The organism is Amycolatopsis sp. NPDC114505 (assembly GCF_055633615.1).
This window is the reverse complement of sequence record NZ_JBVKDV010000003.1, coordinates 864867-885495: the sequence shown is the minus strand read 5'-3', so window position 1 is coordinate 885495 and position 20629 is coordinate 864867. Positions and strand designations below refer to the sequence as shown.

The following is a 20629-nucleotide window of genomic DNA, read 5'->3' as shown; positions in this document are numbered from 1 at the left end:
TCAGACGTAGAAGTCGTAGTCTTCCTGTTCCTTCAGTAGATCCCGCATCCGGTAGGCGTCGTCGCCGAAGAAGTACAGCAGGCCCCAGTGGGTGCCGAACGCGGTCCGCTTGGTGACCGTCTCTTCAAGCGGGGCCGAGAGGTCGTGCGACTCGTAGTAGTCGTCGTCCTGGGTTTGCTCGGGGATCCGCAGTTCGCTGACGACCCGCCGGCGCGGGTAGACGCCGAAGCAGCCCGCGACACCGGCCGCGTCGACGACCTCGCGCGGGAAGAAGGCGTCGATCTCCTCCTCGGTCGTTTTGGGGTCGAAGGCCAGCGCGAGGCCCTGGTAGGCGTTGAAGCCGTAGGCCCGCTCGAGCAGCTCGAAGACCTTGAACCCCGGCGGCCGGTAGGCGACCTCGCCGAAGTACATCTCGCCGTCGCTGGTGACGAAGTACTCCGGGTGCACGAAGCCGAACTCGATGTCGAAGGTCTTGATGAGCTTCTCGATCTGCGCGGTGATCTGCGGCCGGTACTTCTCCAGCTCCGACGTCGCGGGCACGAACACCGAGTACCCGAGGGTGACGTATTCGGAGATGTTGAGGAACTTGATCTTCCCCTGGTGGATCCACGCTTCGACGGCGAACTCCCAGCCGTCCAAATGGGACTCCATGAGCACGGGGAACTCGTCGTCCGGGATCGTGTCGATCTCGTCGGGCGTGCGGATGACGCGGTGCCCGAGGCAGCCGGCCTTGTCGAACGCCTTGAGGTGGATGGGGTCGTTGGGATCGCCGTCCAGCTTGAGCAGCGTCTGGTTGACGCGCTTGAGGAAGCGGATCACGTCGTCCCGGTCGTGCGCCTCTTCGAAGATCCCGACCCGGATCCCGCCGAGCTGCGCGCGCCGTTTCATCAAAGCCTTGTCCCGCAACAGCATGGCCTGACCGAAGAGGCGGGGGTTGTCGAGCAGCACGGAGTTGATGGCGCCGGCCCATTCGACGGTCTCTTCGAACAGCGGGATGGCGACGTCGACGCCTCTGTCCTTGAGGATCTCGGCGATCTCCATCGACCGGTCGTTGAGCCGCTCGAAGTTCCAAGGCACGTAAGGGATGTCGTGCTCGACGCAGTATTCCTCGGCCCACTCCGGCGCTACTACGAGATAGCGACGGTCGAAGCGATCGAGGGCCTCGACGGCATTGAGGCTCCAGCCGAGCAGGGCAAGATGCCCCTTGTCAGGATTCTTCGCGGCCGGTTCGGGCTGCGGCATGAACGATTCCTCCGGTTCGGCGGACGTTTTGTCTCGTGCCCCGACCGTACCGGCAGGTTCCGGGGGTCCGCCGATCGAGAAGTCAGCCGGGCAGCCCGGTGGTGGTGACGGGTGTCACGAACTCGACGCGCGTGGACTTCACGTACTTGTCCCGTTCGGCGAGGAAGTGCCGGGTGTGCGGCTGGCGCTCGTGCTCGTCGAAGGCATCGCGGTCCCGGTAGACCTCGTAGAAGACGCGAGCGAGAGGAGCATCGGCGACGCGGTGGGTGACGTAGACGAGAGTCCCGGGTTCGTGGTCGGCGATGCCCCCTCCGGTCCGTTCGACGAGAAGATCGAACTCGGCGGCTCGCGCCTCGTCGTGCAGCTCGAACCGGACGACAAGTGCGAACATCTCTCTCCTTCGGCGTCCGAGCGGACCCCAGATACGACGAAAGCCACGTTTACCTGCGTAAACGTGGCTTGTCCGTCGGGCTGACAGGATTTGAACCTGCGACCCCTTGACCCCCAGTCAAGTGCGCTACCAAACTGCGCCACAGCCCGGACCCGCACTCGCTGAGTGCGTGAGAAGTACTTTAGCGTGCCCGTCCAACGGGCTTGCACGCGGGGCCTCGATCCGCCTGACCTGCGGAAACAGGTCAGGCGAACCAAGAGCCCTCACGCAGCGTTGCCGGCGTGGGTCAGCGTCTGCCACGCCACGAACAGGTTGTTCGAGCCCGCCGGGCGCTGGCGCTCCGTCAACGTCTGCGTGTTCGCCATCGCGATCCCCAAGCGCGTGTGGAGCGCGTTGAAGCCCACCTCCGTCACCGGGCCGAGGCCCAGCTTCAACGAACCGCCGCACAGCCAGGACGGCGCCGCCGTGCCCAGCTGGTACTTCGACTGGAACCCCAGTGCCTGGCGCAGGCGCTCGCCCACGTCCGTTCCGTACACGTCCTGGCCCTGGATGCGCAGCGTCTCCGCCACGTCCGCGATCGCCGCGATGCCGTAGCCCGTGTGCGTGAAGTCGCGGCACGTCTCCTGGGTCAGGCCGTCCACGAACGTTCCCTGCCCTTGCCAGTAGCCCACGATCTGGTCGCGTGTGGACAGTCCGCTGCCCGGGACCGTCTTCGGCAACGCGCCGTCGGACGACAGATAAACGTACGCCGCGACGCGGTTGCGGTAGCGGGTCACCGCCTTGTCGAAGTTCGTCTTGTCCTCCAGGAACACCGAGATGCCGACCGCGGCCTCCATCATGGACAGTTCCCAGTTGCCGTTGCTGTTGCTGCCGTTGATGATTTTGTTCAGGTACACGTTGCGCAGCATCGTGCCGAAACGGCCGGAGTTCGGCCAGCTCGTGTACGTGTACTTGATGATCTCCGCCGCGCGGGGCCAGGACGAGCCCGCCCAGCCCGTCTGCAGCGGGGCGTTGCTGTTGGTGTGGTTGGTGATCGTCGCCTACCACGCGTCCATCAGCGCGATCGCCTTCTGTGCGTAGCGGGCGTCGCCGGAGATGTACCAGATCAGGGCGTCCGTGTACGCCGCGATCGCGTCTTCCCGCTCGTCGGTACACCCGTTGTTCGGGTTCGAATACGGGCCGCATTCGACCACCGAACGCGGTTTCGGCGTCCGCGAAAGCGACGCGTACGCACTCGCTTTGGCTTGGTCGTAAGCGGCTTTCCACGGCTGGGCGCCGGCGTTCACCTGCGTTTTCACGAAGTCCAGCTGCGGACGGCTGACCAGCACTCCGGGGTGGGTGAACGTCGCCGGTGCCGCGGGGGCCGGGGTGGCGACCAGGCCGAGGGCCAGTGGCACCAGTGCGGCGAGCGTGACGACTTTTCTCAAGCGGGACATGGCTCTCCTCGAGACGACGGTGTCCGGGGCAGCGCGCTGCGCCCAGTCTCATGGTCCAGACCACGGCCCGTCAAGAACCGGGGAGCCCTTTCTTCGCCTCCTGAAGAAATAGCCGGGAAAATGTTCAGCCCGCTGAACGGAAGGCGTTTTCCGTTCAGCGGGCTGAACAAATCAGCCGAGACCGGCGCTGACCGCGTTCATCAACGTCCCGGTGTCACCCGACATCTCCCACGCCATCACGCCGAGCAGGCCGCGCTGCTTCAGCCACGTCGTCTTCAGCCCGATCGACCATGCGTCGTCGAACGTCCACCACTGACCGCCGTTGCCCGTGTAACACGACGTCGCGACCGCCGCGGTGTCGTGGTAGACCGTGCACGCCGGCACGCTCGCCACCAGGTTCGCGTAACCCCGGGTGCCCGCCTCCTCGGCGAACTGGCCCGGCGCCGCGCCGGTGGCCGACTGCCACTCACCGTGCTTCCCGCCGTCCGCGACGCCCTGCCAGCCACGACCGTAGAACGCCAGGCCCAGCGTCAGCCGCCGTGGATCGACGCCCGCGTTCGTGTAGGCGTTGATCGCCGCTTCCGCGCTGAAGTGGAAGTTGTACGGGTCGTCCGCGTCCGCGTACAGGTTGCCCTGGTGCCCGGTGCGGTTCGGCTCCCACGAGTTGTCGCTGCCCGACCCGTGGAAGTCGTACCCCTGCACGTTCGCCACGTCGAGGTAGCCGAACACCTTCGACAGGTCCCAGCCGGACGCGACCTTCGCCGGGTCCGCCGGGGTGAACGCGTGCAGCTGGTACCGCTTGCCGGTCGTCGCACCGTACGCGTCGAGCTGCGTGCGGAACTCGGCCAGCAACGCCGTTAGGTTGTTCTTGTCGTTCGGGCTCCAGTGGTTGCCCGGGTGGCCGTCGGCGCTCGCGGGCCACTCCCAGTCGAGGTCGATGCCGTCGAAGATGCCGGCCGCGGTACCCGGGCCGCCGGCGCCGCCGTAGGACGCGAGGTTGCCCTTGATCCACGTGTCGAGGCACGACGAGACGAACTTCTTCCGCGACGCGTCCGTGGCCGCGACATCGGAGAAGTACTTCGAGTACGTCCAGCCGCCCAGCGAGACCAGCACCTTGAGGTTCGGGTGCTTCGCCTTGAGCTTCTTGAGCTGGTTGAAGTTGCCGCGCAACGACTCCCAGCCCGTGTCGGCCACGCCGTCCACCGACTGCGCCGCCGCGAACGGCCGCGAGTAGTCGGCTTCGGCGTCACCCGCGCCGTCGCCCTGGTTGGGGTCCTGCGGGTTCGCCGTCGTGCCCTTCGTGACGCCGGACAGGCACGTCAGGTTCACCGGGTCGATGTTCTCGAACGCGTACAGCAGGTGCGTGAGCTTGGCGGCCGCACCCGACGTCTCGAGGTTCTTCACGAAGTACTGGCGCCCGTAGATGCCCCACTGCACGAAGTAGCCGACCTTCGCGTAGCCCGCGACGATGTCGCCGGTCCGGGCGGTCACCGCGGCACTCGGCGCGGACACGTTGTCGTAGCCGTCCCGCGCGCGCACCGTGAAGGTGTACGAAGTGGACGGTGCCAGGCCCGTCACGACGGCGGACGTCGTGGTCACCGTGGTGGCCAGAGTGGACCCGCGGTAGACGTCGTAGCTCACGACGCCGGTGTTGTCCGTCGACGCCGTCCAGGCCAGGGAGACGCTTCCCGAGTCGGCGGCCGTCGCGCGCAGCCCACCCGGCGCCGAAGGCGGGGAAGTGTCGTCGGCCGGGTTGTTCGTGGTCACGGACAAGGCGGCGCTCGCCGCGGACGTCGTGCCCTTGGCGTCCTTGGCCTTCACCGTGAACGAGTACGCCGTGCTCGGCGTGAGCCCGCTGATCGTGGCGCTCGTACCGGTCACCGACGCGGCCAAGGCCGTGCCCTGGTAGACGTCGTAACCGGTCACCGGCAGCGAGCCGGCGGTCGAGGTGTTCCAGGCCAGCGCGACCGTCTTGGTGGTCTTCGCGACCAGCCGCAGGTTGGCTGGCGCGCCCGGGGGAGTGTCGGGTGAACCGTCGCAGTTCGCGTTGTCGACGCGGCACTGCGCCGGCGTCGCGGCGGCGCTGAGCCGGAACGTCGGGCTGTACGGGTAGGTGTTCCGGCCCGGCGCCAGCGTCGCGATGTAGTACGCCGGGGTGAGCGTGACCTGGGTGCCGTTCTGGGTCACCGTGCCGTTTTCGCCGGTGCTGGCGGTGATCCCGGCGGGCAGCGTGAAGGTGATCGCCCAGTTGCTCACCGACGCGGTGCCGGTGTTCGCGACGGTGTAGGTGCCGGTCGTTCCGCTCATCGCCAGGGTGGCGGTCAGCGAACCGGCCGCGGCGGCGGGTGGCGCGAGCGCCGCGACGCCGCCGGCTGCGATCAGTACGGCGGCGAGCGCGGAGCGTAGTCGTGCGGGAGTGCGTCTCATGGCGGTTCTCCAAGCGGCACGAGGCAGACGGACTGTGGTCTAGACCACGTCCGAATGTAACCCGCGCCGGGTAACCGGTCTAGACCACATCGATCAAGACGAAACGGGCGCGCCCCCGAACGGCCGAAGCCGTTGTCCGAACGGAGGTTTCACCGCCCCGTGAAGGTCGCCTTCCCGGGCCCGTCGGCGAGGAACGACTTCACGGCGTTCCGAAGGTCCTCGGTTTCGAACAGCTCGGCGGCGATCGACGTGATGTTCGCGTTCGCTTCCGGGACACCGCCGGCGGCGAAGTGGTTGAGGACGCGCTTTGTCGCCGCGTGAGCCCGGGTCGGACCCGACGCGAGCCGCGCGGCGAAGGCCCGGGCCGCGACGTCGAACCCTTCGTCGGGCAGGACGCGGTTGACGACGTTCCAGCGTTCGAGCGTCGCGGCGTCGTAGGTGTCGCCGGTCATCACGAACTCCTTGGCGCGGCCGACGCCGGCACGCGCGGCGAGCCGCTGGGTGCCGCCCATGGTCGGCGTCAGCCCGACGACCTTCTCGACCAGCCCGAACTTCGCGCGCGACGCGGCGAGGATCAGGTCGCACGCCACGGCCACCTCGAACGCCCAGGTCAGGCACAGGCCGTGCGCGGAGAACACCGTCGGGAACGGCAGCGCCGCGATCCTGTCCGGCACCGCGAGCATCGCGTCGAAGAGCACCTTCGCCTCGGCGGGCGAGCCCTGGGCGTCGAACAGGGAGACGTCCACGCCGCCGCTGACGACCTTGCCCTCGGCGCGGATCAGCAGCGCCCGCGCGGGGTCTTTCTCCAGCTCGTCGATCGCCGAAGAGAGTGAATCCTGCAGGGAAGCGGTGTAGAGGTTCAACGGCGGGGCGTCGATGGTCAGGACGGCGAGCCCGCCGTCACGGTCGAGGCGGACCTGGTCGGTCATGTTCACCCTGCTTCTTCGGCGGCGACGATGTCGTCCCAATACTGCTGGGCCTCCGGGCGCCAGTCGACGTGTTTGTGATGGAACAGCTCCGCCGCTTTCGTCCCGCTCCACTTCGCCGGCAGGAGCTCGGCGGGCAGCTGCGGGTCGAGGAACGGGAATCGCCGCCACTCGTGCACCAGCTCGGTCTGCGCCCGCAGCACCGCCCGGCCGCCGGTGGGGTGCAGGCCGGTGAACCGGTCGATGAAGTCCTCGTAGCGGTCCTTCAGCTCGGTGAGGTCCCAGGAGCGGGCGACCATGGTCTCCTGCTCGCCGACCTCGCCGTAGGTGGCGGTGAACGACATCGCCTGCGCGTCGAGACCGAGCTCGCTGACGATCTGCTGGGCCTCCCGCTGGCGGCTCAGGTCCGGGCTGACCCACACCCCGGCGACCGGTGAGCCGAAGCCCGCCCAGGTCAGCCGCGTGCGCAGGCGGTGCCGCAGGTCGCGTTTGGCCTCGGGCACGGAGACGATCAGCATCAGCCACTGGCCGTTCCAGGGGCGCTCTTCGCGGCCGAACGCGTAGATCCGCTCGGCGCCCTCGGTCAGGAGGCGACGCCCCGGCGGCGTCAGCGACCAGCGGACCCGGCGCCCGACGCGCTCGGAGACCATCCAGCCCTCGGCGGCGGAGCGGGCCAGCGCCTGGCGCGCCGACTTCTCCTCGATGTCGAGGATGCCGAGCACCTCGACCAGCATCGACGTCCAGACCGGCTTGTCGCGCGGCAGCGTGTACTCGCCGAGCACGGTCATCAGCAGCGACCGCGCGCTGGCGTGGCTGACCTCGCGCCGCCGGCTCACCGTGGGCCGGGGCGCGGACGAGCGGCCTTCCCTCGGTTTCGGCCTGCGGCCGATGGTGACCGGGGGAGCGGATTCGCCCATGCTCTTTCACCTCACTGCGCGGGGGTAGCGACAACCGAACAGGTTACCCACACTGAGTGATCAAAGCGCCACCGGACACACACAGTCGGTGCGTTTGACCATGATCTGACAGTTCAGCACGGCCCCGTAGACTTGACCACCTCATGAGCGCAACTCTCGTCGCGAAGGACCTGGCCGCGGGCCACGGTGACCGCATCCTCTTCTCCGGCCTCGATCTCGTGGTCGCCCCCGGCGACGTCGTCGGCCTGGTCGGCGTCAACGGCGCCGGCAAGTCGACGCTCCTGCGGACGCTGGCCGGGCTCGCGAAACCCGACGACGGCGAGATCCGGCTGAACCCGCCGACCGCGACCGTCGGGCACCTGCCCCAGGAGCCCGAGCGGCGCGAAGGCGAGTCGGTGCGCGCGTTCCTGGCTCGGCGCACCGGCGTGTCGGCGGCGCAGGCGGACCTCGACGCGGCGACGTCGGCGCTGACCGCGGGCTCGGTGGGTGCGGACGACCAGTACGCCGTGGCACTGGACCGGTGGCTCGACCTGGGTGGCGCGGACCTCGACGACCGCGCCGCCGAGGTCGCCGCCGACCTCGGGCTGGCCGTCGACCTCGACCAGCCGATGACGTCGCTGTCGGGCGGGCAGGCCGCGCGCGCCGGGCTCGCGTCGCTGCTGCTGAGCCGCTACGACGTCTTCCTGCTCGACGAGCCGACCAACGACCTCGACCTGGACGGGCTGGCCCGGCTGGAGCGGTTCGTGTCCGGGCTGCGGTCGGCGACCGTCCTGGTCAGTCATGATCGCGAGTTCCTGGCCCGGACGGTCGACCGCGTCGTCGAGCTGGACCTGGCGCAGCAGCAGGTCAACGTCTACGGCGGTGGCTACGAGGCGTACCTCGAAGAGCGCGAGGTCGCGCGCCGGCACGCGCGTGAGGAGTACGACGAGTACGCCGACACGAAGGCGTCACTGGAGGCGCGCGGGCGGATGCAGCGCGGGTGGATGGAGAAGGGCGTCAAGAACGCCCGCCGCAAGGCGCCCGACAACGACAAGATCGGCCGCAAGTTCCGCAGCGAGGCCACCGAGAAGCAGGCGTCGAAGGCCCGGCAGACCGACCGGATGATCGAGCGACTGGACGTCGTCGAGGAGCCGCGCAAGGAGTGGGAGCTGCGGATGGAGATCGCGGCGGCCCCCCGCGCGGGCGCGGTGGTCTCGACCCTGCGCGGCGCGGTCGTCCGGCGCGGCGGGTTCACGCTGGGGCCGGTCGACCTGCAGATCGACTGGGCGGACAAGGTCGCCATCACCGGCGCGAACGGCTCCGGCAAGTCGACGCTGCTGGCCGCGCTCCTCGGTCAGCTGCCGTTGTCCGACGGCGACGCGGCGCTCGGCCCGGGTGTGGTGGTCGGCGAGGTCGACCAGGCCCGGCGGCTGTTCCTTGGGGACGTGCCGCTGGCTACGGCGTTCGCCCGGGAGGTGCCGGAGCTGCCCGACGCCGATGTTCGGACGCTGCTGGCCAAGTTCGGTCTCAAGGCGGCCCACGTGCTGCGCTCCGCTGCGACGCTGTCGCCGGGGGAACGGACGCGTGCTGGGCTGGCGTTGCTGCAGGCCCGTGGGGTGAATCTGCTGGTGCTGGATGAGCCGACGAACCATCTTGACCTGCCGGCGATCGAGCAGCTCGAGGCGGCGTTGGATAGGTACCCGGGCACGCTTTTGCTGGTGACTCACGACCGTCGGATGCTTGACGCTGTGCACGTCACTCGGCGGTTTGAGGTTGATGGGGGGAAGGTTCGGGAGCTTTGACCGCTGGTGGGCTCGGTCGTGGTGCCGGTGAGCAGTGCTCTCTAACCTGATCGGCGCTCGCAGTCGCGTGTGAGCAGTGCTCCCGAAGCTGGGCGCTGCTCTCTGTAGCTGGTGAGCGGCGCTCTCGAAACTGAGTGCCGCTGCCGTCGTGGGAAGAGCGGTGCTCTCGGGTCCTGAACGCGGCGCAGAGCTTGACGGAGCGGTGCTCGCGGGTGAGGGCAGTGCCCGCCGCCGCGGGTGAGCGGTGCTCTCGGAACCTGGCGCCGCTTCCTGTTGCGGGTGAGCGGTGCTCTCGAAGTCGAGCGCTGTTCACTGCTGCGGGAGAGCGGTGCTCTTGGGTGGGAGCGCTGCTCGCCCGCGTAAGTGAGCACTGCTCTCGAAGGTGACCGCTGCTCACCCCTTCGTCGCGCCGCCGGTCAGGCCCTTGACGAACTGCTTCTGCAACGCCAGATAGAAGATCAGCACCGGAAGCGTCGCCAAGAACATCAGCGCGAACACGCTGCCCAAGTCGGCCTGGTACTGGCCGATCGAACGATAGATCCCCGTCGTGATCGTCGTGCCCTGGCTGGGGCCGAGGATGATCAGCGGGTCGATGAAGTCGTTCCAGATCCACACGCCCAAGAAAATCAGCACCGATGCCGTCGCCGGGCGCAACAGCGGGAACACCACGCGCCAGAACACCTGCATGCGGCTCGCTCCGTCCAGCAACGCCGCCTCCTCCAGCTCCACCGGCACACTCCGGATGAACCCGCTGAACACGAAGACCCCGAACGGCACGTAGTACCCGACGTTGAACAGGATCAGCCCCTGCAACGTCGCCATCAGGTGCGTCACCCGCAGGACGTCCGTGATCGGGATCAGGATCACCTGCGGCGGGATCATCAGCCCGGCCAGCAGCACCAGCGTCAGAACCTTCGTCCACCGCTTGCCCGACCGCGCCAGGTAGTGGCCGAGCATGGCCGACAGCACCGTCAGCACCAGGATCGACAGCGTCGTGACGACGACGCTGTTGGTCAGGCTGACCCAGAACAGCCCGTCCGGGCGGGTCAGCACCGCGTGGATGTTCGCCAGCGTCGGTGGCAGCGGGAGCGACGCCGGCTCCGCGGCGATCCGGTCGCCGTGCTTGATCACGTTGGCCAGCACCAAATACAACGGTACGAAGAACATCGCGCTGACGACCAGCGCCACCGACGGCCGCAGCCAGGAGCGGGTCACAGGTCCACCTCCCGGCGGCGGAGGAAGTTCAGCACGACCGTCGTCACGACCGCGACGATCACCAGCATCAACACGGCCATCGCGGACGCGTAGCCGACGTGGTTCGAGTCGAAGCCGGTCTGCAGCACGTCGAACGCGATCGTCGCGGTGGCGCCGGAGCCCGGGCCGCCGTTGGTGATCACCTTGACGTAGTCGTAGGTCTTGAACGCCGAAATGAGCAGCACCACCGTGTTGATCGTCAGCGACGGCGCGAGCAGCGGCCACGTCACAGCGCGGAACCGCCGCAGCGGCCCGGCGCCGTCGATCTCGGCGGCCTCCAGCAGCTCGGTGGGCACCCCCTGCAACCCCGCGAGGTAGACGACGACGCAGAACCCGAGCATCTGCCAGCACACGATCGACGCGACCGAGTACAACGCCACGTCGGGATCCGAAAGCCAGCCCGGCGGGTGCTCGATCCCGACCGCCCGCAGCAGGTTGTTGAGCGGACCCTGGTCGTCGAGCAGCCGCGACCAGACGATCGAGACGACGACCGAGCTGAGGATCACCGGCGTGAAGAACACGCTGCGCAAAGCGTTGTAGAGCCAGCCTTTCCGGTCCAGCAGCAGCGCCACGCCCAGGCCCAGCACGTTCGGCACGATCACCACGATCAGCGTCAGGATCGTGGTGACCTTCAGCGCCGTGAGGAACTGTTCGTCGGTGAAGAGCAGCCGGTAGTTGTCGAAGCCGACGAACTTCACCGGCGGGTTGAACGGGTTGTAATTGGTGAGGCTGTACCCGAAGCTGATCAGGATCGGCGCCATCACGAAGCACAGGTAGACCAGCACGCCCGGCGCGCCGAACGACGCGAAGTGCCACACCCGCGGCAGGATCGGCTTGCGCCGCTTGCGGTGGGCCGGCCTCCGCCGGGACGAGAGGGGAGCGGGGGGACTGACGACGGCGGTCAAGTGCGTCAGCTCGCCTTCGCCCACTCGGTGTCCAGGAACGCGCACGCGTCGGCCACGGACTTGCGGCCGGTGATCACGTCCTGGGCGGCCTGGTCGACCTTGTCCTTCATGCCGGGCAGCAGGCCGTCGTCGGCGGTCTCCCAGCGGAACGCGTGCACGACGGCTTTCTGCTGCACCGCCTCCGTGTAGAGGTCGTAGCCGGCCTTGAAGGTCGGCCCGACGTCCGCCGGCGGGGTGTAGCCCTTGATTGCGGGGAACAGGCCGTCGGCCTTGACCGACGCGTCGAGCTGGTCCTTGTCGAGCTGGAAGCCGAGGGCGAACTTCTTGGCGGCGTCCAGGTTGGCCGCCTTGGCGTTCACGATCATGCCGCCGCCGGTGTAGGCCGGGACGACGAGCTTGCCGTCCTCGGTCGGGAAGTTGAAGACGCCGACCTCGAAGTTGTGCTTCTTGGTGTCGGCGTTGGCGGCGAACCAGTTGCCCATCGGGTACATCGCGCTCTTGCCGTCGAGGAAGGCCTGCTCGGTGGCCGCGTAGTCGCGCGACACGCTCGTCTTGTCCACGTACCCCTTCGTGGCGAGGTCGGCAAGCTTCGAAAACGCTTTCTGGAACGTGGGATCGGCGAACTTGACCTTGTCCTGACGGCGCTGGGTCAGCCAGTCCGGGATCGTGTTGTACACCTCGGTGCTGACCAGTCCGGAAAGGATCATCGACGACGGGAAGCCGTCCTTGCCGCCGCCGATGGTGAACGGCGCGATGCCCTTGTCCTTCAGCTTGCCGGCGTCGGTTTCCAGCTCGGCCCAGGTCTTCGGGGTCGTGGTGATGCCCGCGTCGGCGAACAGCTTCTTGTTGTAGTAGATCGGCGGGATGGTCTGGGTGTTCGCCGGCAGCTGGAAGTACTTGCCCCGCACCGGGTTCGCGTCCGGGAACTGGAAGTCCTTCAGCTCGTCGGGCGTCCACGCGTAGAGGTTGCCCGCCTCGGCGAACCCCGCCGAGTCGACGGCGATCATCACGTCCGGGAACTGGCCGGACTGCAGGAGCTGCTTCGCGTACGACGTCCGCCCGTCGGCGGTCGGGGCGACGAGCTTCTTGACCTTGATCCCCGGGTTCTTGTCGGTGACGCGCTTGATGGCGGCGTCCCAGTAGGCCGGCGTGAGGTTCGGCGTTTCGAAGGTCAGGAACGTGATTTCCGCGCTGCCGCTCCCGCCGGTGTTCGCGCCGACCGAGCATCCGCTCACAGCGAGGAGCACTGCCGCTCCGAGCGCCAGGGACCGTCTCATCGTTCCTCCCACATGCCACCCACCATATGTGATGTACGACGCATTTGATCGGACCTCTGATGCGGTGTCAAGCGTCGAATCCCGTCGAATCCCGCGTTGATCCGTCGAGAGATCAGATCTTTCGATGCAATTGGACGACTCTGCTCGCGAAGTCGCCGGTCGGCAGGCCGAGGGGCAGCCCGTGGGCGAGCAGCACGGCTCCGCGGTACGAGGTTCCGGACTCCGAATCGAGGTACCGGTGAGTGGGATCGAGGCCGTCGAGCCGCAGCGGGCGCTCCGGCGCGTTGAAGTGCGCGGCCTGCCGGTAGGCGAAGACGACCACCCGATCCTCGTGGACGTACTGGATCGCCGTGACCCCGTCGTCGACCGGCGGCCGCAGCCGGTACAGCGCGCCGTGCTGGACCACGGGCCGGATGTCCTGGTAGAGCGCGATCAGCTCATGGGCGAGCGCGAGGTCGTCGTCCGGCCAGCGCGCGATGTCGCCGCCGATGCCGAGCACGCCGGCCATGGCGACGTGGAACCGGAACCGCAGCGGCACCGAGCGGCCCGTGACGAAGCCGGGGTTGTCGGTGACCCACGCGGACATCGCGCGGGCCGGGTAGAGCTGGCCGTAGCCGTGCTGGATCCGCAGCCGGTCGAGGGCGTCGGTGTTGTCCGACGTCCACACCTGGTCGGCGCGCGCGAGCACGCCGAGGTCGATCCGGCCACCGCCGCCGGCGCACGCCTCGATGCGCAGGCCCGGGTGGTCCGCCCGGAGGCGGTCCATGAGCGCGTGGACGGCCCGGGTGTGCTCGACCCACAGGCGGTCCGGGTCCGCGTCGCCCGGCCAGCCCGCTTCGCTGAACGGGCGGTTCATGTCCCACTTGAGGAAGTCGACGCCGTGGTCGCCGACGAGCCGGTCGAGCCAGTCGTGCGCCCAGGCCGCGACGTCGGGCCGGGCGAAGTTGAGGACGAGCTGGTTGCGCAGCTCCGACCGGCGCCGGTGCGGGTGGTACAGGACCCAGTCGGGGTGCGCGCGGTAGAGGTCGCTGGCGGGGTTGACCATTTCGGGCTCGACCCAGAGGCCGAACCGCATGCCGAGCCCGTGCACCGCGTCGACGAGGGGCTCGAGGCCGTCGGGAAAGCGGTCGCGGTTGACGTGCCAGTCACCGAGCCCGGCGTGGTCTCCGGTCCGTTCGCCGAACCAGCCGTCGTCCATGACGAACAGTTCGACGCCGAGTGCGGCGGCGCGCTCGGCGAGCAGGCGCTGTCCCTTCTCGGAGACGTCGAAACCCGTTGCCTCCCAAGAGTTGTAGAGCACCGGTCGCAGCTCGTGCGGGTGGGGGAGGACATGGTCCCGGACGTAGGCGTGCCAGACGCGGCTGGCGGCACCGAACCCGCCGTCGGTGTAGAGCCCGGCGGCGACCGGTGTCGTCAGCGGCTTGCCCGGCCCGACGCGGTGCACGACGCCGTCCTGGCCGAAGCCGCCGCTGACGGTCAGCCGGCCGGTGGACGAGCGGGTGGCGGTCAGGCGCCAGGACCCGCTCCACGCGAGGGCGACGCCGTGGACCTCGCCGTGGCGCTCGGTCGCGGTGCCGTCGTCGACCATGACCCACGGGTTGGCGTGGTGGCCGGTGATCCCGCGGCGGCTCGCGAACGTCGTCTCACCGTGGGGCGCCGGGGTGCGGTGGAGCTGGGTTTCCGCGGCCCACCGGCCGGTGACGTGGCTGAGCCGGTAGTCGTCCCGGACGGGCAGCACCCAGGTCGCGGAGTCGGCCCGGACGACCTCGACGTCGGTGTCGGCGGCCAGTTCGGTCCACCGCTCGAGGACCGGACCTTTCAGGCGGTAGTGGAGGGTGATCCGGAGGGGGTAGTGGCGGTCGGTGAAGCGGATCTTCAGGTGGTCGTGGTCGATCTCGTGGGTGGCGTAGCGCCATTCGAGCGCGCGGGTGCCGTCGGCGAAGCGGAGCTGCAGGGCGGGGGTCCAGAACTTGGTCCCGCCGTCGGCGGCCAGTTCGTCGAGGCCTTCGTTGGGGTCGTTGAAGCCGTCCCACCAGGGAAGGGTTTTCCCGATGAGGTCCGGGACGTCCTCGGCGGGCAGCTTCGGGCCCCAGTGGACGTGAGTCGGGACGTCGTCCTCGTCGAGCCGCAGCGCGTAGGTGCTCGACGCGGTGGCGAGCACCCACGCGCGGTGGTCTTCGAGGAAGCGGATCCCGGCCATGCGGGCCATCCTGGCGCCGGGGCGACCGGGCGCCAAGGGGTGTCCCGCTGATCGGTCAGGGCCGGTCGGTGAGGTACCCGCCCATGGTCTTGAAGTAGTCGGCCGCGGGCAGGTCGGTGCCGTCCGCCGTGCGGACCCGCTCGACCAGCAGTCCCGGCGACTGCCCGCGACGCGCGTCCGGCCCGGCCACGATCACCACGCCCTCGCCCTCCCGGATGAAGATGCGGCCCGGCGTGCCGCCGTAGTGGCCGCGGGACACCGACGCGCGGAGGATCCGCAGCTGCTCGCCCCGGTGGTAGGTGAACGCGTTCGGGTACGGGTCGGACAGTGCGCGCACGAACCGCTCGATGTCCGCCGGCGGCGACGTCCAGTCGACGAGGCTGTCCCGGGCCGCGCGCTTGTGGAAGAAGCTGGCCTTCGTCCGGTCCTGCGGCACCGGCGTGTAGCCCGTCTCGATCTTCGAGATCGCCTCCGCCGTGATCGGCGCGATCAGGTCGACCGTGCGGTGGAACAGGTCCGTCGTCGTGTCGGCCGGGCCGACCGGGATCGCGCGCTGCAGGACGATGTCGCCCGCGTCGAGCTCGCCGTCCATCATGTGGGCGGTGACGCCGACTTCCGGCTCGCCGTTGATCATCGCCCAGATCAGCGGCGAGAAACCCGCGTAGGACGGCAGGAGCGAGTCGTGGATGTTCAGGGTCCCGTGGCGCGGGAGCGCGAAGATCTCCGGCGGCAGCCACGTGCGCCAGTTGTTCGCCACGATCAGGTCGAGCTCCGCCGCCTTCAGCTCGGCCAGCAGCTCGGCGTCGTCCGGGCGGTTGCGCAGCAGGACGCGGATGCCGTTGGCCTCCGCGAGGTCGGCGACCGAGTCGGCCCAGATCCGCTCGTAGGCGTGGTCGCTCTTCGGGTGCGTGACCACGAGAGCGACCTCGTGGCCGGCGTCGATGAGCGCCTGGAGGGTCCGGTGCCCCCAGGTCTGGTAGCCGAACATCGCCACGCGCATTCGAGAGTGCCCTTTCGTGATCGGGGGACGAACATCACCACGAACGTACTAGGCGAGGCTCGCCTTACTTAGGTTAGGGTTCCCTGAACGGTACCGGAGCGCGCAAGGGAGCAACATGACTGCAGAGGCCGGCGAACAGATCCCGATCTACGACGTCGTCGGGGTGGGCTTCGGCCCGTCGAACCTGGCCCTCGCCATCGCTCTCGCCGAGCACAACGCGGGCCCGGGGGAGCCGGTGACCGCGCACTTCCTCGAGCGGCAGCCGCGCTTCGGCTGGCACCGCGGGATGCTGATCGACACCGCGACGATGCAGGTCTCGTTCCTCAAGGACCTGGTCACCATGCGCAACCCGACCAGCGAGTTCAGCTTCCTCAACTACCTGCACGCGGCCGACCGGCTCGTCGACTTCATCAACCACAAGAACCTGTTCCCGCTGCGCGTCGAGTTCCACGACTACTTCGAGTGGGCGGCCGCGAAGGTCGACGACGTCGTCTCCTACGGCACCGAGGTCGTCGCGGTGAAGCCGGTCCACGACGGTGACGAGGTCGCGTACTTCGACGTCGAGGCTTCGGACGGTTCGTCGCTGCGCGCCCGGAACCTGGTGGTGGGCACGGGTTTGCGGCCCCAGCTGCCCGACGGCGTCACCGCCGGCGACCGGATCTGGCACAACAGCGAGCTGCTGTTCCGCGTGGACGCCTTGCGTGACGCGGATCCGAAGCGGTTCGTCGTGGTCGGCGCCGGGCAGAGCGCCGCGGAGGTCGCGGCGCTGCTGCACGACGAGTTCCCGCGCGCCGAGGTGTGCGCGGTGTTCGCGCGCTACGGCTACAGCCCGGCCGACGACAGCTCGTTCGCGAACCGGATCTTCGACCCCGACGCCGTCGACCAGTTCTACCGCGCGGGCGAGCCGGTCAAGGACCGCCTGATGCGCTACCACGGCGCGACGAACTACTCGGCCGTCGACATCGACCTGATCGACGAGCTGTACCGCCGGATGTACCGCGAGAAGGTGCTGGGGGTGGAGCGGTTGCGGCTGTTCAACGTGTCGCGCCCGGTCGAGGTGACCGGCGCGGGAACGGTGACCGTCGAGTCGCTGACGACGGGTTCGCGGACGGTGCTCGAGGCCGACGCGGTCGTGTACGCCACGGGCTACCGGCCCGCGGACCCGACGCCGCTGCTGGGCGAGCTCGGCCCGCGGTGCCTGCGCGACGACGAAGGCCGCCTGCGCGTCGAGCGCGACTACCGGCTCACGACGGAGCCGCCCCTGCGCGGCGGGATCTACCTGCAGGGCGGCACCGAGCACACGCACGGGATCACGTCGTCGCTGCTGTCGAACACCGCGGTGCGGGTGGGGGAGATCCTGCAGTCCATTGTGGACCGCCGAGTCGTCGCGGCGCCCGAGGGGGAGTACGCGGTCAGCGCGCGGTGAGCTGCTCCCGGAGGATGTCGCTGTGGCCGGCGTGCCGGGCGAAGTCCTCGATCAGGAGCAGGTAGACGAACCGGAGGTTGACCTCGCCGAGGACGTCGTGCGTCCAGGTGTCGTCGAGTTCGAAGCGGGCCGCGATCTCGCGTGAGCGAGCGCTCGCCCGCTCGAACTCGGCGATCACGTCGGCGAGGGTTTCGCTTTCGGCGACGGCGAAACTGGCGTCGCCCGGGGTCGTGGGCCCGTCGCACTCGGACTCGTCGAGGCCGAGCAGGAGGAGCTGGAACCACCGGCGTTCGGCCATCGCGGCGTGCTTGACCAGGCCGATCGGCGTGGTCATGGACGTGACCAGGCGCCGCCGGACGTCGGCTTCGGACAGGCCGCGCGCGGTGTCGGCGACCGCGCGGCGCTGGCGGTCCATCGACGCCTCCAGCAGGTGACGCTCGGATCCGGTGGTGATTTCGGGCAGCACGAACACAGGGTCAGCTCCTCAACGGGGTGGTGGCCGGACGGACCTCGGAACGGCACGAGGCGGGCCACGCCCAGGATAGCGCTAGTCGACCGGCGCCGGGTGGTGGCGGCTGATCGGGATCACCATCGGGGTCCCGCTCACCGGGTCCGGGGTCACCTGGCAGCGGACGTCGAACACCTCGTCCACCAGCTCCTCAGTGATGACCTCGACCGGCTTGCCCGATGCCACGATCCGCCCGGACTTCATCGCGATCACGTGGTCGGCGTAGCGGCACGCCTGCGGCAGGTCGTGCAGGACCATGACCACCGTGCGGCCCTCGGTGCGGTTGAGGTCGACCACCAGGTCGAGCACGTCGATCTGGTGGGCCAGGTCGAGGTACGTCGTCGGCTCGTCCAGCAGCAGCACCGGTGTGCCCTGCGCGACCGCCATCGCGATCCACGCTCGCTGGCGCTGGCCGCCGGACAGCTCGTCCACCGGGCGGTCCGCCAGGTCCGTCATGGACGTCGCTTCCAGTGCCGACGCGACCGCACCTTCGTCCGATGTGGACCACTGGCGCCACCAGCTCTGGTGGGGGGCTCGGCCGCGGCCGACGAGGTCCGCCACCGTCATGCCCTCGGGCGCCACCGGGGACTGCGGCAGGATCCCGAGGCGCTGGGCGACCTGACGGGTCGGCAGGTCGTGGATCGAGCGGCCGTCCAGGTACACCACGCCCGACTTCGGCGTCAGCAGCCGGGCGAGGGTGCGCAGCAGCGTCGACTTGCCACACGCGTTCGGCCCGACGATCGCGGTGATCTGCTCCGGCGGGATGTCGAGGTCGAGACCGTCGATGACGACCCGGTCGTCGTAGGCGACGCGGAGGTCCTGCACGCGCAGGGATGGTGTCATGGGTCAGCCTCCGGAGCCGGATCGATTGGCCCTGGCCAGCAGCCAGAGCAGCAGCGGGGCGCCGAGCACGCCGGTCACGATGCCGACCGGGAGCGCCGACGCCGTCAGCGAACGCGCGATGATGTCGCTGCCCAGCACCACGACCGCGCCGGTGAGCGCGGACGCCGTGATCGGCGGCGAGGACAGCTTGGCGAGCCGCTGCGCGATCTGCGGCGAAGTCAGTGCGACGAACGAGATCGGGCCCGCCGACGCCGTCGCGAACGCGACCAGGCCGGCGCCGGCCAGCAGCAGGCCCAGCCGGACCGGCTGCACCGGCGTGCCGAGCCCGGCCGCCACGTCGTCGCCGAGCAGCAGCGTCTGCATCCAGCGGGACAGCGCCAGCACCACCGGGAACAGCACGAGGAGCGCGAAGAACAGCGGGACGACGTGCTCCCAGCCGCGGTTGGCGAGGTTGCCGACCAGCCAGCCGATCGACGCCTGCGCCTCGGTGATCTGTGCCTTGCTCAGCAGGTAGTCGGTGAGGCTGGTGCACATCGCGAAGATGCCGATGCCCACCAGGAGGATCCGGTACCCGGTGGTGCCGCGCCGCCACGCCAGCGCGTAGACCAGCAGCGCCGTGAGCAGGCCGCCGAGGAGGCCGAGCGTGGTGGTGCCGAGCCCGCCGCCGAAGCCGAACGCGATCCCGGCGACGACGAACGTCGCCGCGCCCGCGTTGATGCCGATCATGTCCGGGCTGGCCAGCGGGTTGCGGGTGATCGTCTGGAACACCGCGCCCGACGCGCCGAACGCGAGCCCGGCCAGCAGCCCGGTCAGCGCCCGGGGCAGCCGCAGCTCCTGCACGATGTAGCCGTTCCCGCTGTCGCCACCGCCGAACAGGCCGGACAGCACGTCGGACACGCTCATCGGGACGTCGCCGATCGTCATGCCCACGCAGAAGAGCACGAACACGAGCACGGCGAGGACGATCGAGACGAGCAGCAGTCGCGGCCGGACGCGGCCGGACACCGCGCCGGCGCGGAAGGTGACGCGGTCGGTCCGGATCTGCAGCAGGCTCATGTCAGGACTCCACGAGCTTGCGGCGGCGGACCAGGTAGATGAAGAACGGCGCGCCGAGGAACGCGACGATCACACCGGCGCGGATCTCGCTCGGGCGCGCCATGATCCGGCCCAGGATGTCCGCGGCGAGCAGCAGGCACGGCGCGAGAATCGCGGTGTAGGGCAGCAACCAGCGGTGATCCGGTCCGATCAGGAACCGCACCGCGTGCGGGACGATCAGGCCGAGGAACACGATCGGCCCGGCGACGGCGACGGCGGCGCCGGTCAGCAGGGTGATCGCCAGCGCGCCGCGCAGCCGCAGCGGCCCCAGCTTCCGGCCGAGCGCGATCGCGACGTCGTCACCGAGCGCGAGGCTGTTGAGCGCCGGGCCGCTCGCGACCGCCAGCACCACCCCGATGACGAGGAACGGCAGCACCTGCAGCAACGCGTTCGCGTCCACACCGGACAGCGAGCCGGCCGACCAGAAGCGGTAGCGGTTGAGCGCCACCGGGTCCGACAGCACCATCGCGCTGGTGAACGACGACAGCAGAGCCGTGACGGCGGCGCCGGCGAGCGCGAGCTTGACCGGGCTCGACCCCGCGCGCCCGCGCGTGCCGAGGTAGTAGACGACGGCCGTGGCGAGGAGCGCGCCGGCGAAGGCGAACCAGATGTAGCCGTAGAGCGAGCTGATGCCCAGCACGGTGATCGAGAACACGATCGCGAACGCGGCCCCGGCGCTGACGCCGAGCAGACCCGGGTCGGCCAGCGGATTGCGGGTCAGCGCCTGCATGACCGTGCCGGCGAGCCCGAGTCCGGCGCCCACCAGCACCGCGAGCAGCGTCCGCGGCATCCGCACACTGTGGATGATCACGGCGTCCGCGGAGCCGTCGTCGTGCCACAGCACCTGCCAGACGGCGCCGAACGAGATCTCCTTCGACCCCAGCCAGATGCTCAGCAGGCACAGGAGAACGAGGACGCCGAAGGCGGCCAAGAGACCGAGGGCGCGGCCCGTGTGTGGCGGGCGTCGCGTGAGAGCGATCCCTCCGGGGTCTGTTCGCACC

The 20629-nt window shown here is 69.4% G+C and carries 16 protein-coding genes, 1 tRNA gene and 1 pseudogene; 2 read left to right on the top strand and 16 right to left on the bottom strand.

Annotated elements, in window-relative coordinates; genetic code table 11:
- The 7 genes and pseudogenes from ACZ7OU_RS33360 to ACZ7OU_RS33330 all read right to left on the bottom strand — a co-directional run bounded on the left by ACZ7OU_RS33360 (position 1) and on the right by ACZ7OU_RS33330 (position 7339).
- The gene (locus tag ACZ7OU_RS33360; RefSeq protein ID WP_470244415.1) at positions 1–1242 is read right to left on the bottom strand and encodes an ATP-grasp domain-containing protein; all 1242 of its coding nucleotides are present in this window, start codon (positions 1240–1242) and stop codon (positions 1–3) included.
- Positions 1243–1324: 82 nt separating this feature from the next.
- A complete protein-coding gene (locus tag ACZ7OU_RS33355; RefSeq protein WP_470258269.1) occupies positions 1325–1633 on the bottom strand; it encodes a putative quinol monooxygenase in 309 nt (102 codons plus the stop codon).
- A gap of 75 nt (positions 1634–1708) precedes the next feature.
- A tRNA-Pro gene (locus tag ACZ7OU_RS33350) sits at positions 1709–1782 on the bottom strand.
- 114 nt (positions 1783–1896) lie between these two features.
- A pseudogene (locus ACZ7OU_RS33345) lies at positions 1897–3069 on the bottom strand (alginate lyase family protein).
- 171 nt (positions 3070–3240) lie between these two features.
- The gene (locus ACZ7OU_RS33340) at positions 3241–5496 is read right to left on the bottom strand and encodes a glycosyl hydrolase family 18 protein (protein ID WP_470258268.1); all 2256 of its coding nucleotides are present in this window, start codon (positions 5494–5496) and stop codon (positions 3241–3243) included.
- Positions 5497–5645: 149 nt separating this feature from the next.
- Positions 5646–6425, bottom strand: a complete 780-nt coding sequence (locus ACZ7OU_RS33335) for an enoyl-CoA hydratase/isomerase family protein (protein WP_470258267.1) — start codon at positions 6423–6425, stop codon at positions 5646–5648.
- Positions 6426–6427: 2 nt separating this feature from the next.
- Positions 6428–7339 (bottom strand): PaaX family transcriptional regulator, encoded by a 912-nt coding sequence (locus ACZ7OU_RS33330; protein ID WP_470244410.1) that lies wholly within the window; start codon positions 7337–7339, stop codon positions 6428–6430.
- 143 nt (positions 7340–7482) lie between these two features.
- Here ACZ7OU_RS33330 and ACZ7OU_RS33325 point away from each other — a divergent pair, with 143 nt between their 5' ends.
- On the top strand, positions 7483–9120 hold the full coding sequence (locus tag ACZ7OU_RS33325) for an ABC-F family ATP-binding cassette domain-containing protein (RefSeq protein ID WP_470258266.1): 1638 nt from the start codon (positions 7483–7485) through the stop codon (positions 9118–9120).
- A gap of 393 nt (positions 9121–9513) precedes the next feature.
- On the opposite strand, the gene ACZ7OU_RS33320 is transcribed toward ACZ7OU_RS33325, so the two are convergent.
- From ACZ7OU_RS33320 to ACZ7OU_RS33300, 5 genes are all read right to left on the bottom strand, one after another.
- Entirely contained in the window at positions 9514–10335 is an 822-nt protein-coding gene (locus ACZ7OU_RS33320; protein WP_470258265.1) for a carbohydrate ABC transporter permease, read from the bottom strand.
- Positions 10332–11303 carry a carbohydrate ABC transporter permease gene (locus ACZ7OU_RS33315; protein WP_470258264.1) on the bottom strand — a complete coding sequence of 324 codons (972 nt, stop codon included), beginning with the start codon at positions 11301–11303 and terminating at the stop codon, positions 10332–10334. Before ACZ7OU_RS33315 ends, ACZ7OU_RS33320 begins: the two co-directional genes overlap by 4 nt.
- Complete coding sequence (locus tag ACZ7OU_RS33310; RefSeq protein WP_470258263.1) at positions 11285–12556, bottom strand: extracellular solute-binding protein; 1272 nt, start codon at positions 12554–12556, stop codon at positions 11285–11287. Before ACZ7OU_RS33310 ends, ACZ7OU_RS33315 begins: the two co-directional genes overlap by 19 nt.
- Before the next feature lie 112 nt (positions 12557–12668).
- Positions 12669–14756, bottom strand: coding sequence for an alpha-galactosidase (locus tag ACZ7OU_RS33305; RefSeq protein ID WP_470258262.1), 2088 nt, complete (start codon positions 14754–14756; stop codon positions 12669–12671).
- 55 nt (positions 14757–14811) lie between these two features.
- Complete coding sequence (locus tag ACZ7OU_RS33300) at positions 14812–15756, bottom strand: methionyl-tRNA formyltransferase (protein WP_470258261.1); 945 nt, start codon at positions 15754–15756, stop codon at positions 14812–14814.
- A 115-nt stretch (positions 15757–15871) separates the two neighbouring features.
- On the opposite strand from ACZ7OU_RS33300, the gene ACZ7OU_RS33295 reads away from it, so the two are divergent.
- Positions 15872–17182: a lysine N(6)-hydroxylase/L-ornithine N(5)-oxygenase family protein gene (locus tag ACZ7OU_RS33295; protein ID WP_470258260.1), complete on the top strand. Its 1311-nt coding sequence runs from the start codon at positions 15872–15874 to the stop codon at positions 17180–17182.
- Here ACZ7OU_RS33295 and ACZ7OU_RS33290 read toward each other — a convergent pair.
- The 4 genes from ACZ7OU_RS33290 to ACZ7OU_RS33275 form a co-directional block, all read right to left on the bottom strand.
- Positions 17169–17654, bottom strand: coding sequence for a DinB family protein (locus ACZ7OU_RS33290; protein WP_470258259.1), 486 nt, complete (start codon positions 17652–17654; stop codon positions 17169–17171). The two genes, ACZ7OU_RS33295 and ACZ7OU_RS33290, sit on opposite strands and share 14 nt — an antisense overlap.
- 75 nt (positions 17655–17729) lie before the next feature.
- Positions 17730–18533 (bottom strand): ABC transporter ATP-binding protein, encoded by an 804-nt coding sequence (locus tag ACZ7OU_RS33285; protein ID WP_470258258.1) that lies wholly within the window; start codon positions 18531–18533, stop codon positions 17730–17732.
- Between the two features lie 3 nt (positions 18534–18536).
- Positions 18537–19589, bottom strand: a complete 1053-nt coding sequence (locus ACZ7OU_RS33280; RefSeq protein ID WP_470258257.1) for a FecCD family ABC transporter permease — start codon at positions 19587–19589, stop codon at positions 18537–18539.
- Position 19590: 1 nt separating this feature from the next.
- Positions 19591–20628 carry a FecCD family ABC transporter permease gene (locus tag ACZ7OU_RS33275; protein ID WP_470258256.1) on the bottom strand — a complete coding sequence of 346 codons (1038 nt, stop codon included), beginning with the start codon at positions 20626–20628 and terminating at the stop codon, positions 19591–19593.
- Position 20629 lies beyond the last annotated feature (1 nt).

Bases quoted from the DNA above. Each gene is read 5' to 3' on its own strand.
- ACZ7OU_RS33360 (WP_470244415.1), bottom strand. From the start codon at position 1,242: ATGCCGCAGCCCGAACCGGCCGCGAAGAATCCTGACAAGGGGCATCTT.
- ACZ7OU_RS33355 (WP_470258269.1), bottom strand. From the start codon at position 1,633: ATGTTCGCACTTGTCGTCCGGTTCGAGCTGCACGACGAGGCGCGAGCC.
- ACZ7OU_RS33340 (WP_470258268.1), bottom strand. From the start codon at position 5,496: ATGAGACGCACTCCCGCACGACTACGCTCCGCGCTCGCCGCCGTACTG.
- ACZ7OU_RS33335 (WP_470258267.1), bottom strand. From the start codon at position 6,425: ATGACCGACCAGGTCCGCCTCGACCGTGACGGCGGGCTCGCCGTCCTG.
- ACZ7OU_RS33330 (WP_470244410.1), bottom strand. From the start codon at position 7,339: ATGGGCGAATCCGCTCCCCCGGTCACCATCGGCCGCAGGCCGAAACCG.
- ACZ7OU_RS33325 (WP_470258266.1), top strand. From the start codon at position 7,483: ATGAGCGCAACTCTCGTCGCGAAGGACCTGGCCGCGGGCCACGGTGAC.
- ACZ7OU_RS33310 (WP_470258263.1), bottom strand. From the start codon at position 12,556: ATGAGACGGTCCCTGGCGCTCGGAGCGGCAGTGCTCCTCGCTGTGAGC.
- ACZ7OU_RS33305 (WP_470258262.1), bottom strand. From the start codon at position 14,756: ATGGCCGGGATCCGCTTCCTCGAAGACCACCGCGCGTGGGTGCTCGCC.
- ACZ7OU_RS33300 (WP_470258261.1), bottom strand. From the start codon at position 15,756: ATGCGCGTGGCGATGTTCGGCTACCAGACCTGGGGGCACCGGACCCTC.
- ACZ7OU_RS33295 (WP_470258260.1), top strand. From the start codon at position 15,872: ATGACTGCAGAGGCCGGCGAACAGATCCCGATCTACGACGTCGTCGGG.
- ACZ7OU_RS33285 (WP_470258258.1), bottom strand. From the start codon at position 18,533: ATGACACCATCCCTGCGCGTGCAGGACCTCCGCGTCGCCTACGACGAC.
- ACZ7OU_RS33280 (WP_470258257.1), bottom strand. From the start codon at position 19,589: ATGAGCCTGCTGCAGATCCGGACCGACCGCGTCACCTTCCGCGCCGGC.